Source organism: Belliella buryatensis, from assembly GCF_900188245.1.
GTDB classification, from domain to species: Bacteria; Bacteroidota; Bacteroidia; order Cytophagales; family Cyclobacteriaceae; genus Belliella; species Belliella buryatensis.
The window spans coordinates 101,931-124,401 of record NZ_FZOK01000011.1; the positions used below are offsets into that span (position 1 = coordinate 101,931).

Sequence of the window (22,471 nt, forward strand, 5' to 3'; positions counted from 1 at the left end):
ATAGTTTTATTTATTTAATACCTCCTGTTGGCAATAATCAGGTTTGAATTTACTTTTCATCCTGTTCCAAAAATGATAATCTTGCCAATTTTGACTACTTTTGCCAAGCTCAATTATGAGCTTTCAGAATACAAACCCAATATTATCAATTACCCTTTTATGAGAAAAATCAAATTAGTAGAAGTTCGCTCTGAGATCGCAGCAGGAACCAGGGGTGCCAGCTTAGGCATAGATGCACTTAAAATTGCGAGTTTGGATAAGAAGTCTAATTTTTTCACCAAGTTTGACCCCATCAATGTTCCCGATGCCAACAATTACCTTTGGAAAGGCAATAAGCATCCACATGCCAAATACATTGATGGCGTATATCAGGTTCTGAAAAATGTCTACAGTACAGTAGAGTCTCTGAGACTAGAAAAAAAGTTCCCAATCGTACTAGCAGGAGACCACTCTACTGCTGCAGGTACTATAATGGGGATCAAAGCCGCCAACCCAGACAAAAGACTAGGTGTGATTTGGATTGATGCCCATGCTGATTTGCACACACCTTACACCACTCCTTCTGGTAATATGCATGGAATGCCACTAGCGATGTGTATACATACTGACAACCTCGATTGTCAAGTCAATGAACCCGAAGAACTTACCATTCAATATTGGGAAAAAATCAAAAATATAGGAGGAGAGTATCCAAAAATCAACCCAGAGGATATTGTCTTTATTTCCGTAAGAGATACAGAAGAACCAGAAGATCACTTGATCAGTAAGTATGGCATCAGGAATTTCACTACTGAAGAAGTAAGACAAAAGGGCGTAGCAAATATCGCACAACAAGCATTGGATGTATTGAAAGATTGTGATCAAATATATATATCCTTCGATGTAGATAGCATGGATAGCTCCATTTCTGTAGGTACGGGCACCCCAGTTCCGAATGGACTGACTGTAGAAGAAGCTATTCAACTCAATGCAGAGTTGATCAAGGACAAGAGAGTATGCTGTTGGGAAATCGTAGAAGTAAATCCAACACTGGACACAGAAAACCTAATGGCCGAAAACGCTTTCGAAGTCCTAGAAGCTACTACTTCTTCTTTAGTAGATAACTTCTAAGACGTTTAAAATGAAACCGCGGTGAAATGCAGAGATCACGCAGAGATAATACTCCGTGAACCCTTGCGTCATCCGTGACTAAAAAACACAAGCTAAAAATGAACTTAGAACAACAGATTATTTCATCAATTCAACAAGGTTTCAAAGCGCTTTTTGATCATGAAGTAGGAATAGAAGATTTAGGACTTCAACCTACTCGAAAAGAGTTTGAAGGGACCTATACTTTTGTCATGTTCCCTTTCTTGAAAGTAACCAAAATGGCTCCAGAAGCTTGCGGAACCAAGCTAGGCGAATACCTAGTTGCTCAAACTGACCTTGTGACGGATTTCAATGTAGTCAAAGGGTTTCTCAATCTTTCCGTCAGTGAGACATCTTGGATAAGGGTTTTTGAAAAACTATACAGCAACCCATCCCTAGGTCAACTCCCCCCTAATGGACAGAAAGTCATGGTGGAATACTCCTCTCCAAATACCAACAAGCCCCTCCACCTCGGGCACTTGAGGAATAATTTTCTTGGTTATTCTGTATCCGAAATTCTCAAAGCAAACGGCTATAAAGTTACCAAAGCCAACCTTGTCAATGACCGAGGCATACACATTTGCAAATCCATGGTCGCTTATCAGCACTTTGGAAATGGGGAGACTCCTGAGTCCTCTGGACTCAAAGGGGATCATTTGGCGGGTAAATATTATGTGATTTTTGACAAAGAGTATAAAAAGCAAATCAAAGAACTTGTAGATCAAGGGTTAACAGAAGAAGATGCAAAAAAACAAGCTCCCCTACTAGTAGAGGCTCAGGAAATGCTGCGTAAATGGGAGGCCAATGATACTGAAGTCGTTGCTCTTTGGAAGCAGATGAATGATTGGGTTTATGCAGGATTTGACACAACCTATAAAAAAATGGGCGTGGACTTCGACAAGTTCTATTATGAATCAGACACTTACTTACTAGGTAAAGATATCGTAGAAGAAGGTCTATCCAAGGGTGTCTTTTTCAAAAAGGATAATGGTTCAGTTTGGGTTGACCTGAGTGCAGAAGGTTTAGACGAAAAACTCGTTCTCAGAGGAGACGGAACATCTGTGTACATTACCCAAGACATGGGCACTTGCGATCTGAAGTTCAATGACTTTGGGTTTGACAAGTCTATCTATGTGGTAGGCAACGAGCAGGATTATCATTTTGATGTTTTGTTCAAGATCATGCGGAAGCTAGGCCGCCCATATGGTGATGGGCTTTACCATTTATCTTACGGTATGGTAGACCTACCTACTGGTAAGATGAAATCTCGCGAAGGTACTGTGGTAGATGCAGATGACTTGATGAATGAAATGATCGAAACAGCAGAAACACACACCAAGGAATTGGGTAAAATCGAAGGCTTTTCTACCGAAGAAGCTAAGGTGCTCTATGAAACTTTAGGCCTGGGTGCTTTGAAATATTTCCTTCTCAAGGTAGACCCAAAAAAACGCATGCTCTTCAATCCACAAGAGTCAATTGAATTTCAAGGAAATACAGGGCCATTTATTCAATATTCACATGCAAGGATTGCTTCAATTTTAAGAAAAGCGGAGCAAATTGGCGTGGATTACACGCAGGGATTTGAAGGCCTAGATAAGTTGGAAGATGCAGAAAGGGATCTCATTATCATTCTGAATGACTTCGAGAAGAAAATCAGACAAGCTGGAGATGACTTCTCCCCTGCGCTACTTGCTCAATATCTCTTTGACCTTGCCAAAGAATATAATCGATTCTATGCAGATCTTTCGATTTTCAATGAATCTGACAAGAAGGTTCAAGCCTTTAGAGTGGCACTATCATCGCTCACAGCGAAAACAATCAAGTCAGGTATGAAGTTATTGGGTATAAATGTCCCAGATAGAATGTAATCCCATGAAAAAATTATTAGCAATTTTCGTTCTTATTGCCTTTGCTTGTACCTCAAGCGTACAAAAGCCCGAGAAAAACAATGAAACTAAAGTCACCCTTGATCAAATGCTCATGGAAAAGTCCATTTATGATTTCACATTGAATGATATTGACGGAAACTCAGTAGATTTCGCTCAATTCAAAGGAAAAAAATTATTATTGGTCAACGTGGCATCTAAATGTGGATACACGCCACAGTATGCTGACCTTCAAAAACTCAATGAAGAATACGGAGATCAAGTGGTAATCTTAGGTTTTCCGGCAAACAATTTTGGTGGTCAGGAGCCAGGCACCAATGAAGACATCAAACAATTCTGTTCAGCTAATTATGGCGTAACCTTCCAAATGTTTGATAAAATCTCCGTCAAAGGGGCAGACAAGCACCCGCTTTACAGATGGCTATCAGACAAAGATCTCAATGGATGGAATGATAAAGAGCCTTCTTGGAACTTCTGCAAATATTTCATAGATGAAAATGGTGAATTGAAAAAGTTCTTCCCTTCATCTGTCAATCCTATGGATGACGAAATCATACAGTTGATCACAGCTTAATCAAATACGATTTTTCACCTAAGACCTGTTTTCTATCCGAAGACAGGTCTTTTTATTACCTTAGTGGAAAAATTTTATAACCGTGGATATCACACTTGCCAATAAAAAACAAGCTTGGCTTCACGCCATTAGATTGAGAACCTTGCCCCTCGCATTATCTAGTATCCTGATGGGCTCTATCTTAGCCGCTTACAATCAAAGTTTCAGATGGGAGGTTTTTTTGTTAGCTGCCTTGACTACCGTTTTTCTTCAAGTCCTATCCAACTTAGCCAACGACTATGGAGATAGTGTACATGGTGCAGACAGTCAAGAACGTCAAGGGCCAATCAGAGCAGTACAATCTGGAGTGATCACTTTAGTGGAAATGAAAAATGCCATGATACTTTTATCAGGCCTTTCGCTCATCTCAGGCCTAATATTACTTTATATAGCATCACAAGATTGGAAAGTCTTTGCTTTGTTTTTGGGCTTGGGCATCCTTGCAATCATCGCTGCTATCACTTATACATCTGGAAAAAAACCCTATGGCTATGCTGGTCTTGGAGATGTTTCGGTGTTCATCTTTTTTGGGTTACTGGGTGTATCAGGCACATATTTTCTTCATGCCCTGACCTTTGATTGGGTGATACTGCTACCTGCTGTCTCTCTTGGCTTATTCAGTACAGCAGTACTCAATATCAATAATATCCGAGACATTGATTCTGATACCAAAGCAGGAAAGAAATCCATTCCTGTCAGAATCGGAAGAAAAGCCGCTTTAAAATATAACTGGACGCTGATTTCAGGAGGTAATCTATCGATTATCATCTTTGCATTTACAGAAAGTCAATTATGGGCTTTGGCACCATTAATGATGAGTCCTTTAATGATCAAAATTGGAATTGGCGTTAGCCAAGGTACACAAGCCCAAGCTATTGATCCTTTCCTTAAAAAAATGGCAATTTCCACACTTTTATGGGTGATTGTGTTTGGATTAGCTTGGTTTATTTTCAATTAATGACCTAAATCTTGAATTAGATTCATGTTTTTTTGTATTTTCCTGAATTATAAAAAAACAGCCCTAAACTTGCTAAGACAACTATCTTGACATGCTTAGGTTTCTTAGACTTGACAACCATTCAAAAACAAACCCATATCTTATGAAAACTATTCTTGTACCTTACGATTTTTCAGAACAAGCAAAAAATGCATTTGAATTTGCAAAGGGGCTTGCTAAAAAGAATAATGCTCACTTGAAGCTTTTACATGTATTAGAGACTCCTACCATGACTTCATTAGGCACTATGGGGACAGTGGAGTCAGGTCATGAAATTGATCAAATCTATGTGATAGAATTAGTAGAAAAACGCAAGCAACAGCTAGCTGATTTAGAAGCTCAGCATACAGATCCTGATTACAAGTTTTCTACTAAATTAATCTTTGGAAATCCTTACGCAGGAATTACCAAAGAAGTCACTGACTTTGATGCCCAACTGATCGTCATGGGTTCTAAAGGTAGTAGTGGATTGGAGGAACTACTTATTGGAAGCAACACTGAAAAGGTTGTCAGAAATGCAAAATGTCCAGTGATCACCATCAAAGATCAGCGCGACATCAAAAACATTAAAAAAATTGTATTTGCAAGTGACTTCGCCGGCGATTCTCTCAAAGTGGTCAATAAACTCAAAAAGTTGCAAAACACCTTAGGAGCTGAATTGTTTTTGGTGAAAATCAATACACCAAGCATGTTTGAAAATAGTAGGTCTGCTATCAAAAGTATGCAAAACTTCATCAAAGATCATCAATTAGAAAACACCTACTTTGAAGTCTACAACAGCAGCTCTGAAGAAGAAGGCATCATCGAATATGCAGAAGACATCAATGCTGATATGATTGCAATGTCAACGCATGGAAGAACAGGTTTCTTACATTTATTGAGTGGGAGCATCGCAGAAGATGTGGTCAATCATGCCAAAAGACCGGTTTGGACGATGAAAGTAAAGTAATAGGATGGCAAAAAAGAAAAATAACGATTGGAAGAAAAGGGATGGAGTAGTTTACTCTACGAGTGATAATTTTGAATTTGACTCAGGTGAAAGGGAAGAATTAGAGACACTTTCACCCCAGCGCCAATCACTCAAAGTGATGCTAGACAAGAAATCCAGAGGAGGTAAGCAAGTCACGCTCATAGAAGGCTTTATCGGCTCAGATGATGATCTCAAAGAACTAGGCAAAATGCTCAAAAATAAATGTGGTGTGGGAGGCTCAGCCAAAGATGGGGAAATCCTCATCCAAGGAGATCACCGAGATAAAATCCTAAGCATACTAATAGATGCAGGCTACAAAGCCAAAAAATCAGGTGGATAACCCAAAAAGTATTCAAATCGTCGACTTTGTCGGCGATTTTTAATTTTCACATTTCTTATGCTATGCGCAGACATTTGATTCTTTCCAGAATCTATTACATAGTTGAATTAATATTCCTTATCCCTTGCATACCCTTTTTGATTATAGCAGGGAAAAAGCTTAGAAAAGGAATCATGAGGTTGACTGCATATAGTGATTTCTTGTCTTTTACAAATTCAAATGCAACTCAGAATCTATTGATCATAGGTGAATCGACAGCAGCAGGCGTCGGTGCGAGTGATCAGAATCAAACATTTGCGGCGCATACTTTTAATCTATTGCAACGAGATTATCACATCTACAATATCGGGAAAAATGGCTTAAAAGCGAATGCCCTAAATTTGCTATTCCAAAATAATGCCCATAAGCTTCCAAAGCAATTTGACAAGGCTGTGATTCTCATCGGTGCAAATGATTGCTTTCAATTTAGTAGTCCGCAGAAGTTCTCAAAGGGGCTAGATCAATGTATCAATCACTTACATGTAATTGGCTGTCAATTAATTATCATTCCTTTGATTCCTCCTGTTCATCAATTCCCAGCTATTCCAACTATTTTACAATTCTTCTTAGGGATTCATAGACAGGTACTGATTCATCAGATGATGTACATAGCTAGCAGAAACAAGTCTGTAGTTTATATCCATCAAAACGAGCAGTATGCATCTGATTTTTTTGCAAAAGATGGCATTCACCCTTCGGACTTAGGTTACCAAAAAATGTCTGAGATAGTCGCTGCTACGATCATAAAGACAAAAGAAAAAGACAGCCAAACCTGACTGCCTTTTTACCGAAAAATTGAACCACAAACTAAACCTGTTTACCTGCTTAAATCGGAGGCAATCTTGTTATGTAATCTGATTTACGAATTTTTTCAAGTAGATGGATTATGTCAGTTTTCAAATTAGTGACAAACCAACCAAAAACTCTAGATCAAAAAGCTTACCCATTTTATAAATATCACTAATTTTGCATATAAAATATTTCAATGAAACAACGTATAGCTCAGTTTTCACTTTTAGTCAAAGACTATGACGAGGCAATAGCTTTTTATACCCAAAAACTGGGCTTCGTACTGCTTGAAGACACCCAAATTTCTGAGATTAAAAGATGGGTCAGAATAATACCCCCTGGAAATACCGAAGAAAACTGTGGAATACTCCTTGCAAAAGCGGCTAATACACATCAAGAACAAGCTGTGGGAAATCAGTCTGGTGGTAGAGTTTTCTTATTTCTTTATACTGATGATTTTGAAAGAGACTATCAAAATTTACTAGACCATAAAATCAAAATTTTCAGAGATCGATCAGATGAAGAATTTGGAAAGGTAGTGGTTTTCGAAGACTTATATGGAAACCTTTGGGACCTAATAGAACCAAAACAGTAAATACTATGGGGAAAAGGTCAATCAAAATAGCGAATCTAATTTCTACCATTGGACATCCTTTGATGCTAGGGACTGTTTATGTAATCTTCATTTCATTTTATGAATTAGAGCAAAATACTGCTTGGATTATCTCTGGTTTGATAATTGGTCTGGTGACAGTCCCGATCATTATTCATAACTGGGTCAAACTTAAAAACGGAAGTTACAGTAATTTTGATGTTTCTGACCAACAAGAGCGGATTGGTTTTTATCCATTCACCATCGCGCTTTTCACCGTTTGTTTCTTTATTTTCTACTATTTTGATTTTCCAAAAATCGTAGTAAAAACAACTGTATTTTTCACTTTGATGCTATGCTCAATGGCTGTAATCAACTTCAGAACAAAGGCTTCTTTACATCTTGCGATAGCATTGTTTATTGCAACCAAGATTTTAAGCTTATCTCTTCCACTTGCCTTCATATATCTATTTTTTGCTTTTCTTATTGGCTGGTCTAGGTGGTATCTTGGCAGACATTCACAAGAAGAATTATTGATAGGTAGCATTATTGGAGGGTTCTGTGGATGGCTTGCTATATTCTTTTGACCATTCGTGGAAACTATTCCATTTATCTTCGAAAAACAATCCTCAATTTTTGCTAGTTAAACTTACATAGTTACCTTTGCTGTATAAATGAACAGAAATAAATTCAATAGCGCACTTTTTTTGAACACAGCTCCCGCTGTGGCTGTTCATCATATGCATCATTCCTCTTAAGGAGGAAAATTATTTACATATCGCCCATGGTTGGCTGTTGGTATCTTGATGCAGCCCAAAAACCCAATTCTATTTAAGTATTGTATTTGATAAACGTATATTTGCATACATGGAAAATATTATTCGTATTGCCGTACAAAAAAGCGGTAGATTAAGCGACGACTCTCTCAGCCTCATTAAAGAATGTGGCATTAAATTTTATAATGGTACAGGCAAACTGAAATCCACATCCACCAACTTCCCCATCGAATTCCTTTTTTTAAGAGATGATGATATCCCTGGCTATGTAGCAGACGGTGTTGCAGACTTAGGAATCGTAGGAGAAAATGAACTGGTAGAAAAAGACAAGGAGGTCACTGTCCTCAAGAAACTTGGTTTTTCCAAATGTAGACTTTCATTGGCGATTCCAAAAGGCCAAGAATATCACGGAGTTTCCTATTTTGAAGGTAAAAATATAGCTACATCCTATCCGAAAATCCTCGGAGATTACTTGAAGTCTCAAAACATCAACGCTGAAATTCACGAAATCTCCGGCTCAGTGGAAATTGCTCCAAGTATTGGCCTAGCAGAAGGTATCTGTGATATCGTAAGTTCTGGTTCTACCTTGATGATGAACGGATTAAAAGAAGTAGAGCAAATATTCAAGTCAGAAGCAGTCTTGATCGCTAACAAAAATCTGAACAAAGAAAAGGTAGCGATTGTCGACAAACTACTGTTCAGAATGAATGCTGTGCAAACAGGCAAAAGCAATAAATACGTCTTACTCAATGCGCCAAACGAATCTTTAGATAAAATCATCTCCTTGATACCAGGAATGCGCAGTCCAACTATTTTGCCTTTGGCTCAGGAAGGTTGGTCTTCTGTACACTCTGTACTGAGTGAAGACCAATTCTGGGAAAACATCGAAGAACTTAGAGCAGCTGGTGCTGAAGGAATCCTTGTAGTACCAATAGAAAAAATGGTCATATAAGGTTTTACTTTTATTGCTTAAACTGATTGAAAAATCATGAAAATACTCATCAATCCGATCAAATCAGAATGGAAAACTGAATTAGCTAGACCTGTTCAGAAGACCAAAGACATAGAAAAAATTGTCAAGCCCATCATGCGCAAAGTAAAGCGTCAAGGCGACAAGGCTTTGAAAAAATTTGCGTTAGAATACGATCATGTCAATATCAAAAATCTACTAGCAAGTAGAGAGGAGATTGCAGCAGCCAAACTTTTGGTTCCGGAAGAACTCAAGCAAGCGATCATTCAAGCAAAAGAAAACATAGAGAAGTTTCACGAAGCTCAACAGACTCCTGACTTGATCATGGATACCATGGAAGGGGTTACTTGCATGCGTAAGAGTGTTGCTATTCAGAAAGTTGGTCTTTATATCCCTGGGGGTACTGCTCCACTTTTCTCTACTGTATTGATGCTCGGCATCCCTGCTAATCTTGCAGGATGTGAGCAGATCGTGTTGTGTACACCTCCTAATAAAGAAGGAAACATTCACCCGGCGATCCTCTTCACGGCCGACTTGATCGGTATAGACAGAATCGTCAAAGTGGGTGGGGCTCAAGCAGTAGCTGCTATGACCTATGGCACAGAGACTGTTCCAGCCGTAGATAAGATCTTCGGCCCAGGCAATCAATACGTAACCGCAGCCAAGCAATTGGCAGTCAAAAAAGGAGTCGCTATCGACATGCCAGCAGGACCATCCGAGGTACTGGTTTATGCAGATGAATCTGCAATCCCATCATTTGTGGCATCAGACTTACTTTCTCAAGCCGAGCATGGCATAGATTCTCAAGTGATTCTTGTCGCTTCTTCTGAAAAAGTAGCACAAAAAATCATGAAGGAGGTATACATTCAAGTAGAAAAACTAAGCCGTAGAGAGATTGCCAAAAAAGCACTTGACAACTCTGTCGCTGTGGTCATGCCCAATCAAGACAAAGCCATCGATCTAATCAATGAATACGCCCCTGAGCATTTGATCATCTGTGTCAAAGAAGAAGATGAAGAAGAAGTAGTAGGCAGAATTATCAATGCTGGATCGGTATTTATCGGAAACTTCACTCCTGAGTCCGCAGGTGACTATGCCTCTGGCACAAACCATACCTTACCAACCTATGGTTACGCTAGAAATTACAGCGGAGTATCCCTAGACAGCTTCACCAAGAAAATCACCTATCAAAAAATCAGTGCCAAAGGCATCCAAAACCTAGGACCTACTATTGAGATTATGGCGGAAAATGAACTCTTGGAAGCACACAAAAATGCGGTCACAATCAGACTCAATTACCTTAAAGAAAACTCCTGATGGCTTTTGACTTACAAAAACTCCTTCGCCCACACATCAATAAGATCAAACCATATTCCTCCGCAAGAGACGAGTATTCAGGTAAGGCAGGCATCTTTCTAGATGCCAACGAAAACCCATACGGGTCTCTTGCAGCAGGAAATTTCAATCGCTATCCTGACCCCTATCAGCTCGATATCAAAATGAAGCTAGCTGAGGTCAAGGATGTGCCTGCCAATCAGATTTTCTTAGGCAATGGAAGTGATGAAGCGATTGATTTGCTCATGCGGGCATTTTGCAATCCAGGTCAAGATAATATCATCTTACTTCCACCTACTTACGGCATGTACGAAGTAAGTGCTGGGATCAATGATATCGCTATCAAAAGAGTCAATCTTAGCACTGATTATCAACTGAGACCAGAAGCAATTCTAGCTGCTGTGGATGAACGTACCAAAATCATCTTCATCTGCTCACCAAACAACCCAAGCGGTAATAAAGTGAGAAGGTCGGATATCTATGAAGTCTTGAATAACTTCAATGGTATCGTGGTGGTAGACGAGGCTTATATCGACTTCAGCGATGAACCTAGCTTCACTACTGAGCTGACTAATTATCCTAACCTACTGGTGATGCAGACCTTTTCCAAAGCTTGGGGATTAGCTTCTTTGAGGTTGGGGATGGCTTATGCTTCCAAAGAAATCATTAAAATCCTCAATCTGATCAAGCCTCCATACAATATCTCTGGACTTACCCAAGAAAAGGTATTAGAAGCTTTGGATAATGCAAGTGCAATTCAAAAAGTAGTTGAAGATACGCTAGCAGAAAGAGCATTCCTTAAAACTGAACTAGAAAAATTTTCTTTTGTATCTAAAATCTATCCTTCTCACGCGAATTTTCTTCTGATCAAGACCGAGGGAGCTAGAAAAATTTACGAATACTTAATCGAACAAACTATCATCATCAGAGATAGATCCAAGGTAGTCCTTTGTGAAGACTGTCTGAGAATTTCTGTAGGAACAAGAACTGAAAACGAAGCTTTACTAAAAGCTCTAGTGCAATACAAGCCATGAAGAAAGCATTATTTATTGATCGTGATGGCACCATCATCATCGAGCCCCCTACTGACTTCCAAGTTGACAGCTTGGAGAAATTAGAATTCTACCCCAAAGCATTGAGTAATCTCAGGAAAATCGCTGAGGAATGTGATTTTGAACTGATCATGGTCACAAATCAAGATGGCTTAGGGACGGATTCTTTTCCAGAAGACACCTTTTGGCCAGCCCAAAACAAAATGATGAAAACCCTCGAAGGAGAAGGTATCATTTTTTCGGCTGTGCATATCGATAAGTCATTCGAGCACGAAAACTTACCTACTCGCAAACCAAGGATCGGTATGCTCACAGCTTATCAAAATGGCGACTATGACCTTGCCAATTCCTATGTGATCGGAGATAGAAAAACAGATGTGCAGCTCGCAAAAAATCTAGGGACCAAATCTATTTTCATTGGTGAAAAGCTTGAAGAGGCGACGTTTTCAACCAAATCTTGGGATGAAATTTACGAGTTTCTAAGACTTCCCGCTAGAAAAGCAACTGTGGAGCGAAAGACTTCTGAGACAGATATCAAAATCAGCCTTAATCTAGATGGAACGGGAAAATGTAACATCAGCACAGGTTTGCATTTCTTTGACCACATGCTCGAGCAATTGGGTAAGCACGGCGGAACAGATCTAGAAATCCATGTCAATGGTGATTTGCATATCGATGAACACCATACCATTGAGGATACAGCCTTGGCACTTGGGGAAGCTTATTTAAAGGCACTTGGAGACAAAAAGGGCATCTACCGTTATGGCTTTCTTTTGCCGATGGACGATGTTTTGGCACAATGTGCGATTGATTTTGGAGGACGTCCTTGGATGGTTTGGGAGGCAGAATTCAAAAGAGAAAAAATCGGTGAAATGCCGACAGAAATGTTCTACCATTTCTTCAAATCCTTCTCAGATACAGCCAAATGCAACCTGAATATCAAAGCTGAGGGTTCAAACGAACACCACAAAATCGAAGCCATCTTCAAGTCCATGGCACGAGCCATCAAAATGGCTGTAAAAAGAGACCTTAACGCCCTCAATCAACTTCCGAGTACGAAAGGGGTTTTGTAAGGCGAGGCAAATAATTTAAATAAAGCGAGGCAAATTAAATTGCCTCGCTTTTTCATTTTTCCCAATCTTTTCTGGGATTCGGGTTTTCCCAATCTCGCTCTGGTAAATCAAATTAGCTAGCATGTTGATTTGCTGATAGACCTCAATCTATATCTCTCATCCCTACGGGACTTTTGGATAGCATGTCTACCCCCTGTCATGGATTGAAATCATGACTAATATATCGGTCGCTCCTATGGAGCTGAAATGTAAACCACTACAAACCATCATGCAAATAAAGTAGTGCCAGAGGCACGACCGACATCATAACAGTGGGTTTCAACCCATTGACTCAAGAAACTTGCGAGGAAGGGAAAGTCCCGTAGGGATGAACGACATAAAGGAAAATCATGAGTTCCCAATAACATAAAAAGACCAGCTTTATGTCAAAGTTGGTCTTTTTAAGAATGCAATCGTTTTCTAAATTCAATTTATCGTTGAATAATAGCACCTCTTAATCCTTCGCTATTCAATAGCCCACCAAATTCTTGGATGACTGGCATTGGGACATTATTCTCAAGTGCACCTTCCACCACAGCTTCTACAAACAAATCATAATCAGCAGCAGATACCAAACCAGTCATTCTCGAATTGACAGCTGGATTGTGAGCGTCTGCCATATTCAGCCCTGTATATTCAATATTAACTGAACCGATTGCCTGCGCTAAAAACTCAGAGAAATCTGTCACCAAAGTGGTGAAACCAGATAAATTACCTGCTCCCACTTCTGCTAGCAATACAGAGAAATAAGGCTGTAGATCATCATACTTTCCTCCTTCATTGGTTGCAATTACCAATACTGTACTGGTCACTACTGCTTCCAGAGGTGCATATCCAGCCTCGACTAATCTTACTGGTTCTCCGTCATCAGCTACATTGATCAAACCTGATCCTCCCAATCTAGTGTAGAGATCTAAGCCTTCATTGTCTGCTCGCTGTACGATGGGCTCTCTTACTGATTCTAACAATTGCCCAACAGGCCCGATCACCTCACTTGAAGTAATATTTGCTTGTGCAGCACCTTCTACCACAGCTTGTACAAAAAGATCGTAATCTGCATTGTTGATTCTGCCATTCATACGACTATTTCTCACCGGGTCGTGAGCTGCTTCCATGTCTAAGCCAGTGTATTGAAAATTCTTTGCCCCTGTAGCCTCAGCTAAAAATTCCGTAAAATCTAATACCAAAGTAATAAAACCAGATGTCTCCCCTCTACCTACTTCATTTAGTAAAACAGAAAAATACGGCTGCAATGCATCATATTTTCCACCCTCGTTTTCTGCTATTGTCAAAACTGTATTGGTCACTACAGTTCTAAGATTCAAGAAACCTTGCTCTATGGTCTGTCCTGGATTAAGTGGGTCAGTGACTCTAGCTTCTCCACCAAGCTGAACAGCATAAAACGAGTCATCCATCATCATCGGCCCATCATCATCTCTATTACAGGAGGTGAAAACCAGGGCGGCTATTACCATTGATCCGGTTAGCCATACATTTAACTTTTTCATAATCATAAAATTTAGTGTTAGTTAATTTTCAAATGTTCTTTGGAAGAATGCTCCCAGCTTCCATGTCAAAGAATTCTTATTGATAGCTGGACAACTTTGGGCAAGCATTTCATCTGATGGCTGATAAAGACTTGCGCTGAGGTAAAAATCTTTACTGATTGCATCTACGATCTCCTGAGGAGCTTTTTTGTTTCTATCATAAAGACAAACTATATGACCTGACTCTTTATTGACCCTCACATCTTTTACACCCTCCATCAGACTGGTGTAGGTTTTGATTTTGACCGCACTGAGAGAATCTAGGGGAGATTCAAAGTCAATCCTACTCATGGTCAAATTAGGCATAGCGCCCTGCTTCGGTTGAGTGACCATGTACACATGAACGGCTAGCGTTACGATCAACGCTCCGAAAACAATCATTAATCCTAAAACAATCCTTTTAAACATGGCTCAATTCATTTGATTTTTGTGATATACGAACCCCCCAATTGCTTTGGATTTTGAGGGTCAAAAAAAAATAGAGATAATTTTTAATTGAATGTCTATTTTATTAGTTTTGGGAAAATGATTTAACATGAAAAGACAGCTCAACATTCTCATTTTCTTCACCATAGTGGTTTCATCATGTCTTGGTAGTTTTTCTGAAGGAGAGCTTCTTTTTAGGAATGGTGAATACGAAAAAGCTATTTCTGAATTCTCGAAAACACTTTTTGTCCATGTGACAGACATCAAATCTCTACATCTAAGAGCCAGGGCATACGAAGAATTGGAGAATTTTGAAGAAGCATTTGAAGACTATAAAAGGATCATCAATATAGACCCAAATTATGCTCAAGCACATGCTGGGATTGGTAAGCTCTACTGGAAAATGGATAACTTCAGGGAAGCAGAAAAGCACTTATTAATTGCCGCCAAGCATGACGGTGGAGATTTTGAGATCTTGTTTTTGCTCGGCAGGGCTATGCTTCAAAATGAAAATTATAAAAGTGCTGAAGAGTTTTTAGGCTATGCCAAAGAAAAGCGTCCAAAGGATGCAAGGGTGTATTTTTATCAAGGGATGGCTAGATCAGCATTAGGGGATACATTTGGTGCGGCTGGCTCCTTCAATATGTCATTGTCATTGGACCCAGACAACCTAGTGACACTTTATAATCTTGGAATCGCAAACATGGCAACTGGTGCCTATCATTGGGCATTGGAAGATTTTGAAGCCCTACTGAAGAAAAAGCCTGATCATGTCGACGCACTTGCCCGCAGAGGAATGTGTAAGAAAGTACTCCGAAACCCTACCGCATGTAATGACATTATTCAAGCCGCCAACCGAGGAAGTGAAATCGCTCGAATGAATATGGAAGGGTGCTAAACAAATAAAATATTGAATTTTGATTAATATTATTGTCCACAATTACACGAGTATTTAAATACTTCCCACATTCCACAGCCTTCCGACCACAGCTGATTGAAATGAACCTCATATAATATTATCAAATGGTAACTAGTAAGAAATCGAATATGCTTTTTCTAGCAAAGATAAGCCATGAGATTTTAGATTAGAGCGTATGCTTTAATGCATTGGAGACCATTTTCTTTTTAGCAGCCTTGTCTAAGGAAACATTGATTTCGAAACAAACTAGAATAATCAGAGAGGTAATAAAAAGCCACAACATGACCGCGAGCATGGTCCCGATGGAGCCATAGAGCTTGTTATATGTGGCGAAATTGTTCAAATAATAAGAGAACAAATAAAATCCTAGGGTAATTAACAGTCCCGCAGTAGTAGACCCAGCCGAAAAGAATTTCCACTTATCATGTACCGCAGGTGCAAATCTAAATATATATGCAGTAGCGACCATAAAAACCGTCAAAAGGACAAAAAACCTGAAAAAAGCTAAAAGATAATAATATAGATTACTTGACACTATTTCCCACTCAGAAATATTATACAGTACACTGCTTCCCAAAATCATGATTACCACAGCTCCACAAATCGATAAGACTAACACAAAGATAATTCCCACAGCTATCATTCTAGTCTGGACAAAAGTTCTATTTTCTTTAGTTCGGTAGACAGCGTTGAAAGCACTCATAAGAGACATCACACCATTGGTCGCTAGAAAAAGGGCTAAGAAAAACCCAAGTGATAATAAGCTTTGTCTAGGTTTACTGACTATATCCATGATCGTTGATTCAGCCTCTCCATATATACTTGGAGGGATGATCTCAGCAATGAAAAGCAGGATATTCTGGGTGGTGACATTGGGAAAGAAAAAACCTACATAAGGAATCATATTGAGTAAAAAGAGCAACAATGGAAACATTGCAATCGTGAAACTAAACGCTACAGAACCAGCTCTTTCAATAATCTCATCTTTTCTGATCTGCTCAAGAAAAATCTTGCCCACATCGTAAACATTTTGGTCTGGATTGCCAAAATGAATTGAGCGGAGTTTTTTTGCCTCTCTTGTAAACTTGATCGATAATAGTCTAAGTCTTTTTTTCACCAAATCACTATTCAAAATACGGTTTCAAAATTTCCAAAAGATACTGAGGTGGCCTGCTTGGCCTATGTGTGTCAGTTTTTAGAAAGGTTAAAGTTGTCTTCCCTGTAGTAATCAATTCATGCACTTCGTTGAAAACTTCGTATTCAAAAGTAATCCTAATACCAGGCATTTCAGGAATTTTAACTTTAATTGTCAGCAATTCATCGTATTTACCTGGTTTGAGGTACTTTGTTTGTTGTTCCAAAACAGGCATCATGATTCCATCTGCCTCCATCCTTTTGTATGAAAATCCTACTGACCTCAATGCCTCTACCCTCCCCACTTCAAAGTACATGGCATAATTACCATAATACACGTAGCCCATTTGGTCTGTCTCAGCATAGCGAACTCTGACTTGTGTTTCTGCTTGGAACATCCTTAATAAATTTTCGCTTTGTTCAATGCATTTTGATATCTCCGAGCATTGTTGAGGTGCTCATTGAGATTGGTAGCAAATGCATGATATCCTGAGAAATCATCTTTTGCGCAGAAATAAAGATAGTTATGATCTTCATAATTCAAAACTGCGTCCAATGCTGATATTTCTGGCAAATTTATTGGACCGGGAGGAAGGCCTAAATATTTGTAGGTATTATAAGGACTTTCTATTTCTTTATGGACATTAAGCACTCGCTTGATAGAAAAGTCCCCAACAGCAAAAACCAATGTTGGGTCAGCCTGTAAGGGCATATTGATTCTTAACCTATTAAGATAAACTCCCGCTACCTTAGGTCTCTCATCAGTTTTTTGAGTTTCCGCCTGCACAATAGAAGCCAAGGTAGAAACCTCTGATTGAGAAAGTCCAAGTTCGCTGGCTTTTTGCCTGCGCTCATCGGTCCAAAAACGCTCGTATTCTTTGTACATCCTATCAAAAAGATTCTCGGCACTGGTATTCCACCATACTTCATAAGTATTGGGAATAAACATAGACATGATTGTCTCCTCTTCAAATCCAAATTTTCTGATATAAACCGAATCCGTTAAGAGTCCATAAAAGTCAAGTTCTTGCACTTCTATGTTCTTGGTGATTTTTTCTGCTAGATCTTCTTTTGTTCTCACATTATTGAAAGTAATTCTAACAGGGGTCTGGTCTCCAGATCGAAGTTTTCTCACCAATGCCAGATTATTCATCCTTGGCTGTATGGTATAAAGCCCCGGCTTCACTAGCTCTTGATAGCCTAGCACCTTGGCCACAAAGCTAAAGGTAATCACATCTTGAATAGCCTCAGCATAATACAAACTATCCGACACAGTCTGAAAGGTGACGTTACTCGGAATTTTGAGCAAATAAGGTTCCTCTTTCTCCAATAAAGTATTGGGACTGAAGAATGCTTGATAAAAATAAAAGGACAGCGATGTCAAAAGGACCGAAAAGGTGATGACACCGATGAGGTAATATTTTGTTTTCTTATCGTCAAACATATTTTTAAAGAAATCTCTTTGATAAAGCGCAAAAATAGGGAATTTTGTTCAGCGAGCTTTTCAATTTCAAATTTTGATGTCGACAAGGATACAAGTCACCTGTGCAATTATCTTTTACGAGGGTAAAATCCTATGTGCTCAAAGAGGACAAAATATGTCTCATGCTTTAAAATGGGAATTCCCGGGTGGCAAAATAGAAACAGGGGAAAGTCAACAGGAATGTATAAAAAGAGAAATCAAAGAGGAATTAAACTTAGAAATTGAACCTATCCAATTACTCCAATCAAACTTTCATCAGTACCAACCTGACAAAGAAATTGAACTTATTCCTTTTGTTTGTCGCTATATAAAAGGTAAATTGATTTTGAAAGAGCACAAGAAAATAGTCTGGTTAAGGCCCTGTGACCTATCAAAGCTAGATTGGGCACAAGCAGACATCCCAATAGTCGCTCAAGTCCAAGTGATTGAGTCTTTCAATAATCTTCCTTCGTAAGGGAAGTTATCAAAACAACTACCAAAAACTATGGCTGCAGAACTTATCAAATTATATCCTGAGAATCCAGAAATGAAAAAAATAGAACACATTGTCAATGTGTTAAGAAATGGAGGGATCATCATTTACCCAACCGATACTGTATACGGTATGGGTTGCGATATTCACAATCAAAGGGCTGTAGAACGAATTTGTCAGATTAAAGGGATTAAACCGAAGAAGCACAATTTTTCGTTTATTTGTTATGATCTGAGTAATATTTCCGAATACACTAGAGCACTGAATACCCCAGTTTTCAAAATGATGAAAAAGGCATTACCAGGCCCTTACACCTTTATTTTAGAAGCTAATAATTCAGTTCCGAAGATACTCAATAGCAACAAGAAAACTGTAGGAATCAGGGTTCCTGATCATTCTATTCCAAGGCTTTTAGTCAAGGAATTAGGTCAACCAATTCTCACCACCTCTATCAGAGACGAGGATGATGTCATCGAATACAGTACAGATCCTGAGTTGATTTTTGAAAAATATCAGCACTTGGTGGATATTGTTATTGATGGGGGGTATGGGAATAATGTCGCTTCTACAGTCATCGATTGTAGTGGTGAAGAAATAGAGGTCATCAGAGAAGGCTTAGGCAGTATAGACGAGATACTTTAATTAAATTAGGGGATTTTACTTATGGCCATTATCACGGAGTTGTTTTACCTTCCACCAATTGAATATTTCGCGGCTATATGGGATGAAGATGTAATATATCTTGATTTAGAAGAAAACTATCAGAAGCAAACCTACAGAAATAGAACACAGGTTCAATTAGCCAACAAAACAGAAACCTTAAGTGTACCTGTAATTGGAGGAAATAAAAAGATCAGAACAAGTCAAATAAAAATCGATCATGATCAAAAATGGCTAAATGTGCACCTGAGAGGTATACAAAGTGCCTATGGAAAGGCACCTTATTTCGAATATTATTTCCCCTATTTCGAAAAGGTTTATACAAAAAAATTTGACTTATTAGCAGATATGAATTTGGACCTACTGACAGTTTGTCTGAAAATGCTTCAAAGTAAAATCAGTGTTCAAAAACTGGATCAGTGCATGCCTAATGGAGGAAATAAAGACATCAGAGGGTTAATCAATGCCAAAAAGTCCTACCAAGAGAGGAGTATATACAAAGCCATACCCTATCAACAGCTATTTGGCTTAGACTTTGTTCCTAACTTGAGCATAATCGATCTATTATTCTGTATGGGACCAGAATCAAAAAGCATTCTGACCCAATCACAAAAAAATGATTGAACAATGAGTAAAAGGATTGTGTTTTTAAAACAAAATCGGTAACATTAGAATAGAATTCAAATCATTTAGAAAGGATATAAATGGAAGCAAAATTTTCAAACAGAGTCAAAGAGGTGATCTCCCTAAGTCGCGAAGAAGCTTTGCGTTTAGGACATGATTACATTGGTACAGAACACCTCTTGCTGGGCATGATTCGTGAGGGGGAAGGAGTGGCTGTTTCCATATTGAAGAAGTTGGGAGTTCCTTTGGATGAACTCCGTAATTCTGTGGAACGTGCTGTGAAAGGCACTGCAACCCACAATGTAAAGAACCTTGCCAATATACCGTTGACAAGACAATCTGAAAAAGTATTAAAAATCACCTATCTGGAAGCTAAGATTTTCAAAAGTGCCTTGATTGGTACAGAACACTTATTGCTTTCTATCCTACGTGATGAAGACAATATTGCAACGCAGATTTTGCAAAAATTCGACACCAATTACGATGCTGTGAAGGAGATGTTGGAATTTCAAACAGATGGCCCAAGATCAAAAGCTGAGGCTGATGATCCAGATGAAGATAGCAGTAAGCTATTTGGTTCCTCGGGAAGTGGTGCTTCAGGTTCGTCTAAACCAGGTGCCGAAAAATCCAGGACTCCTGTTTTAGATAACTTTGGTCGTGACTTGACCAAAATGGCTGAAGATGACAAGCTTGACCCAATCATCGGTAGAGAAAAAGAAATAGAGCGTGTAGCGCAGATTTTATCCAGAAGAAAGAAAAACAACCCAATCCTTATTGGTGAACCAGGTGTTGGTAAAACAGCCATAGCCGAAGGACTCGCGCTGAGGATTGTGCAGAAAAAAGTCTCTCGCGTGCTTTTCAATAAACGTGTGGTGACTTTGGACTTAGCATCTCTAGTAGCTGGCACCAAATATAGAGGTCAATTCGAGGAGAGAATGAAAGCCGTAATGAACGAGCTCGAGAAATCTCCAAATGTAATCCTATTCATTGACGAACTCCATACTATTGTGGGTGCTGGTGGTGCAAGTGGCTCTTTGGATGCTTCTAATATGTTTAAACCAGCCTTGGCCAGAGGTGAAATCCAATGTATTGGTGCTACAACCCTAGACGAATACAGGCAATACATCGAAAAGGATGGCGCTTTGGCTAGAAGATTCCAAATGGTGATGGTAGATGCTACCACGCCAGAAGAGACCGTCCAAATCCTGAACAACATCAAGGATAAATATGAAGACCACCACAATGTCATCTACTCTCCTGAGGCTATTGAAGCATGTGTAAAGTTGTCTGATAGATATATTTCCGATAGATTTCTTCCTGATAAAGCAATAGATATATTGGACGAGGCAGGTGCTAGGGTGCATATCAATAATATACATGTACCTGAAGACATCTTGAAACTTGAGGAAGAGGTAGAGCAGATCAAGATTGAAAAAAACAGAGTTGTCAAAAGCCAAAAGTATGAGGAGGCAGCACAACTTCGCGATAAAGAGAAAAAACTACTCGAACAACTTGAGAATGCCAAGGTAAAATGGGAAGAAGAAAGCAAAACCAAACGCTACAAAGTAGAAGAAGAAAATGTAGCTGAGGTGATTGCGATGATGACGGGTATTCCTGCAAAGAGAATCGCTCAAAAAGAAGGAGCTAAATTGCTCAATATGGCTGAGGATTTAAAGGGCAAGGTGATCGGTCAGGACGAAGCTATCAAAAAGCTAACCAAAGCGATTCAAAGGACACGAGTGGGATTGAAGGATCCTAAAAAACCAATTGGCTCCTTCATTTTCCTAGGACCAACAGGTGTAGGTAAAACTGAATTAGCTAAAATGCTTGCCACCTATCTTTTTGACAAAGAGGACTCTTTGGTTAGAATAGATATGTCTGAATATATGGAAAAATTCTCCGTATCCAGACTTGTAGGAGCGCCTCCAGGCTATGTGGGATATGAAGAAGGTGGGCAATTGACAGAAAAAGTCAGAAGAAAACCTTATTCTGTGGTCCTCCTTGACGAGATAGAAAAAGCTCACCCAGATGTGTTCAATATCTTACTTCAGGTTTTGGATGATGGAATCCTGACAGATGGACTTGGAAGGAGAGTAGACTTCAGAAATACGATCATTATCATGACTTCCAATATTGGAGTAAGAGATCTGAAAGATTTCGGTGCTGGAATAGGTTTTGCCAATAAAGCCAAATCTGAAAACATGGATGACATCATGAAATCTACTATTCAGAGCGCTTTGAAAAAGGCTTTCAGTCCTGAATTCCTCAATAGATTAGATGATGTGGTAGTGTTCAATTCTCTTGAAAAATCACATATCCATCAGATCATTGATATCAGCTTGAATAAGCTCTTCAGCAGAATCACTGATTTAGGTTATAATATTGAGCTTACCCCAAAGGCTAAAGATTTCTTAGCCGAAAAGGGTTACGATCAACAGTACGGTGCCAGACCATTGAATAGAGCTATTCAGAAATATTTGGAAGATGCACTAGCAGAGGAAATCTTAAAAGGAGAACTTTCAGAAGGTGATATCATCCTTGCAGATTATTCTGGTGAAGGTGAAGAATTGACCATTCAGGTTCAGAAAAAAGAAAAGGCTGAGTAAA

23 protein-coding genes are annotated in these 22,471 nt (G+C 39.1%); 18 read left to right on the plus strand and 5 right to left on the minus strand.

Translation table 11 applies throughout. The features are described from left to right. The first annotated feature begins 159 nt into the window (after positions 1 to 159). The 13 genes from rocF (at position 160) to hisB (ending at position 12,560) form a co-directional block, all read left to right on the plus strand. Positions 160 to 1,110: an arginase gene (gene rocF / locus CHB66_RS12180; protein ID WP_089241469.1), complete on the plus strand. Its 951-nt coding sequence runs from the start codon at positions 160 to 162 to the stop codon at positions 1,108 to 1,110. Between the two features lie 98 nt (positions 1,111 to 1,208). Then, a complete protein-coding gene (argS, locus tag CHB66_RS12185) occupies positions 1,209 to 2,996 on the plus strand; it encodes an arginine--tRNA ligase (protein WP_089241322.1) in 1,788 nt (595 codons plus the stop codon). Positions 2,997 to 3,000: 4 nt separating this feature from the next. Then, positions 3,001 to 3,588 (plus strand): glutathione peroxidase, encoded by a 588-nt coding sequence (locus CHB66_RS12190; protein WP_089241324.1) that lies wholly within the window; start codon positions 3,001 to 3,003, stop codon positions 3,586 to 3,588. An 82-nt stretch (positions 3,589 to 3,670) separates the two neighbouring features. Beyond that, a complete protein-coding gene (locus CHB66_RS12195) occupies positions 3,671 to 4,585 on the plus strand; it encodes a 1,4-dihydroxy-2-naphthoate polyprenyltransferase (RefSeq protein WP_089241326.1) in 915 nt (304 codons plus the stop codon). Positions 4,586 to 4,727: 142 nt separating this feature from the next. Next, a complete protein-coding gene (locus tag CHB66_RS12200) occupies positions 4,728 to 5,573 on the plus strand; it encodes a universal stress protein (protein WP_089241328.1) in 846 nt (281 codons plus the stop codon). A gap of 4 nt (positions 5,574 to 5,577) precedes the next feature. Further along, complete coding sequence (locus CHB66_RS12205) at positions 5,578 to 5,934, plus strand: translation initiation factor (RefSeq protein WP_089241330.1); 357 nt, start codon at positions 5,578 to 5,580, stop codon at positions 5,932 to 5,934. 173 nt (positions 5,935 to 6,107) lie between these two features. After that, the gene (locus CHB66_RS12210) at positions 6,108 to 6,749 is read left to right on the plus strand and encodes an SGNH/GDSL hydrolase family protein (protein WP_245812723.1); all 642 of its coding nucleotides are present in this window, start codon (positions 6,108 to 6,110) and stop codon (positions 6,747 to 6,749) included. Between the two features lie 209 nt (positions 6,750 to 6,958). Further along, positions 6,959 to 7,357: a VOC family protein gene (locus CHB66_RS12215; RefSeq protein ID WP_089241334.1), complete on the plus strand. Its 399-nt coding sequence runs from the start codon at positions 6,959 to 6,961 to the stop codon at positions 7,355 to 7,357. Positions 7,358 to 7,362: 5 nt separating this feature from the next. Continuing rightward, positions 7,363 to 7,941 (plus strand): phosphatase PAP2 family protein, encoded by a 579-nt coding sequence (locus CHB66_RS12220; RefSeq protein WP_089241336.1) that lies wholly within the window; start codon positions 7,363 to 7,365, stop codon positions 7,939 to 7,941. 280 nt (positions 7,942 to 8,221) lie between these two features. Continuing rightward, the gene (hisG, locus tag CHB66_RS12225; protein ID WP_089241338.1) at positions 8,222 to 9,082 is read left to right on the plus strand and encodes an ATP phosphoribosyltransferase; all 861 of its coding nucleotides are present in this window, start codon (positions 8,222 to 8,224) and stop codon (positions 9,080 to 9,082) included. A 36-nt stretch (positions 9,083 to 9,118) separates the two neighbouring features. After that, positions 9,119 to 10,417 carry a histidinol dehydrogenase gene (gene hisD, locus CHB66_RS12230; protein WP_089241340.1) on the plus strand — a complete coding sequence of 433 codons (1,299 nt, stop codon included), beginning with the start codon at positions 9,119 to 9,121 and terminating at the stop codon, positions 10,415 to 10,417. Then, positions 10,417 to 11,469, plus strand: a complete 1,053-nt coding sequence (hisC, locus tag CHB66_RS12235) for a histidinol-phosphate transaminase (RefSeq protein ID WP_089241342.1) — start codon at positions 10,417 to 10,419, stop codon at positions 11,467 to 11,469. The genes hisD and hisC overlap by 1 nt, the downstream gene beginning before the upstream one ends. Next, positions 11,466 to 12,560 carry a bifunctional histidinol-phosphatase/imidazoleglycerol-phosphate dehydratase HisB gene (hisB, locus tag CHB66_RS12240; RefSeq protein ID WP_089241344.1) on the plus strand — a complete coding sequence of 365 codons (1,095 nt, stop codon included), beginning with the start codon at positions 11,466 to 11,468 and terminating at the stop codon, positions 12,558 to 12,560. The genes hisC and hisB overlap by 4 nt, the downstream gene beginning before the upstream one ends. A gap of 470 nt (positions 12,561 to 13,030) precedes the next feature. On the opposite strand, the gene CHB66_RS12245 is transcribed toward hisB, so the two are convergent. Together CHB66_RS12245 and CHB66_RS12250 are read right to left on the minus strand one after the other, a co-directional pair. Continuing rightward, the gene (locus CHB66_RS12245) at positions 13,031 to 14,107 is read right to left on the minus strand and encodes a globin family protein (protein ID WP_170932487.1); all 1,077 of its coding nucleotides are present in this window, start codon (positions 14,105 to 14,107) and stop codon (positions 13,031 to 13,033) included. Positions 14,108 to 14,128: 21 nt separating this feature from the next. Further along, complete coding sequence (locus tag CHB66_RS12250; protein WP_089241348.1) at positions 14,129 to 14,554, minus strand: hypothetical protein; 426 nt, start codon at positions 14,552 to 14,554, stop codon at positions 14,129 to 14,131. A 127-nt stretch (positions 14,555 to 14,681) separates the two neighbouring features. Between CHB66_RS12250 and CHB66_RS12255 the strand changes: the two genes are divergently transcribed. Continuing rightward, the gene (locus tag CHB66_RS12255) at positions 14,682 to 15,470 is read left to right on the plus strand and encodes a tetratricopeptide repeat protein (RefSeq protein ID WP_089241350.1); all 789 of its coding nucleotides are present in this window, start codon (positions 14,682 to 14,684) and stop codon (positions 15,468 to 15,470) included. Between the two features lie 187 nt (positions 15,471 to 15,657). Here the strand turns inward: CHB66_RS12255 and CHB66_RS12260 are convergent, their stop codons facing one another. Genes CHB66_RS12260 through mltG form a run of 3 tightly spaced genes read right to left on the minus strand, consistent with a single transcriptional unit; the run spans position 15,658 to position 18,069 of the window. Continuing rightward, positions 15,658 to 16,608: a YihY/virulence factor BrkB family protein gene (locus CHB66_RS12260; protein WP_089241471.1), complete on the minus strand. Its 951-nt coding sequence runs from the start codon at positions 16,606 to 16,608 to the stop codon at positions 15,658 to 15,660. Positions 16,609 to 16,615: 7 nt separating this feature from the next. Then, entirely contained in the window at positions 16,616 to 17,023 is a 408-nt protein-coding gene (locus CHB66_RS12265) for an acyl-CoA thioesterase (protein ID WP_089241352.1), read from the minus strand. Positions 17,024 to 17,025: 2 nt separating this feature from the next. After that, positions 17,026 to 18,069 carry an endolytic transglycosylase MltG gene (mltG, locus tag CHB66_RS12270; protein WP_089241354.1) on the minus strand — a complete coding sequence of 348 codons (1,044 nt, stop codon included), beginning with the start codon at positions 18,067 to 18,069 and terminating at the stop codon, positions 17,026 to 17,028. Positions 18,070 to 18,145: 76 nt separating this feature from the next. On the opposite strand from mltG, the gene CHB66_RS12275 reads away from it, so the two are divergent. The 4 genes from CHB66_RS12275 (at position 18,146) to CHB66_RS12290 (ending at position 22,470) form a co-directional block, all read left to right on the plus strand. Beyond that, positions 18,146 to 18,562, plus strand: coding sequence for a (deoxy)nucleoside triphosphate pyrophosphohydrolase (locus CHB66_RS12275; RefSeq protein ID WP_089241356.1), 417 nt, complete (start codon positions 18,146 to 18,148; stop codon positions 18,560 to 18,562). Between the two features lie 30 nt (positions 18,563 to 18,592). Next, on the plus strand, positions 18,593 to 19,222 hold the full coding sequence (locus tag CHB66_RS12280; RefSeq protein WP_089241358.1) for an L-threonylcarbamoyladenylate synthase: 630 nt from the start codon (positions 18,593 to 18,595) through the stop codon (positions 19,220 to 19,222). A gap of 21 nt (positions 19,223 to 19,243) precedes the next feature. Further along, positions 19,244 to 19,864: a WbqC family protein gene (locus CHB66_RS12285; RefSeq protein WP_089241360.1), complete on the plus strand. Its 621-nt coding sequence runs from the start codon at positions 19,244 to 19,246 to the stop codon at positions 19,862 to 19,864. Between the two features lie 80 nt (positions 19,865 to 19,944). Next, positions 19,945 to 22,470, plus strand: a complete 2,526-nt coding sequence (locus CHB66_RS12290) for an ATP-dependent Clp protease ATP-binding subunit (protein WP_089241362.1) — start codon at positions 19,945 to 19,947, stop codon at positions 22,468 to 22,470. The last annotated feature ends 1 nt before the right edge of the window (position 22,471 follow it).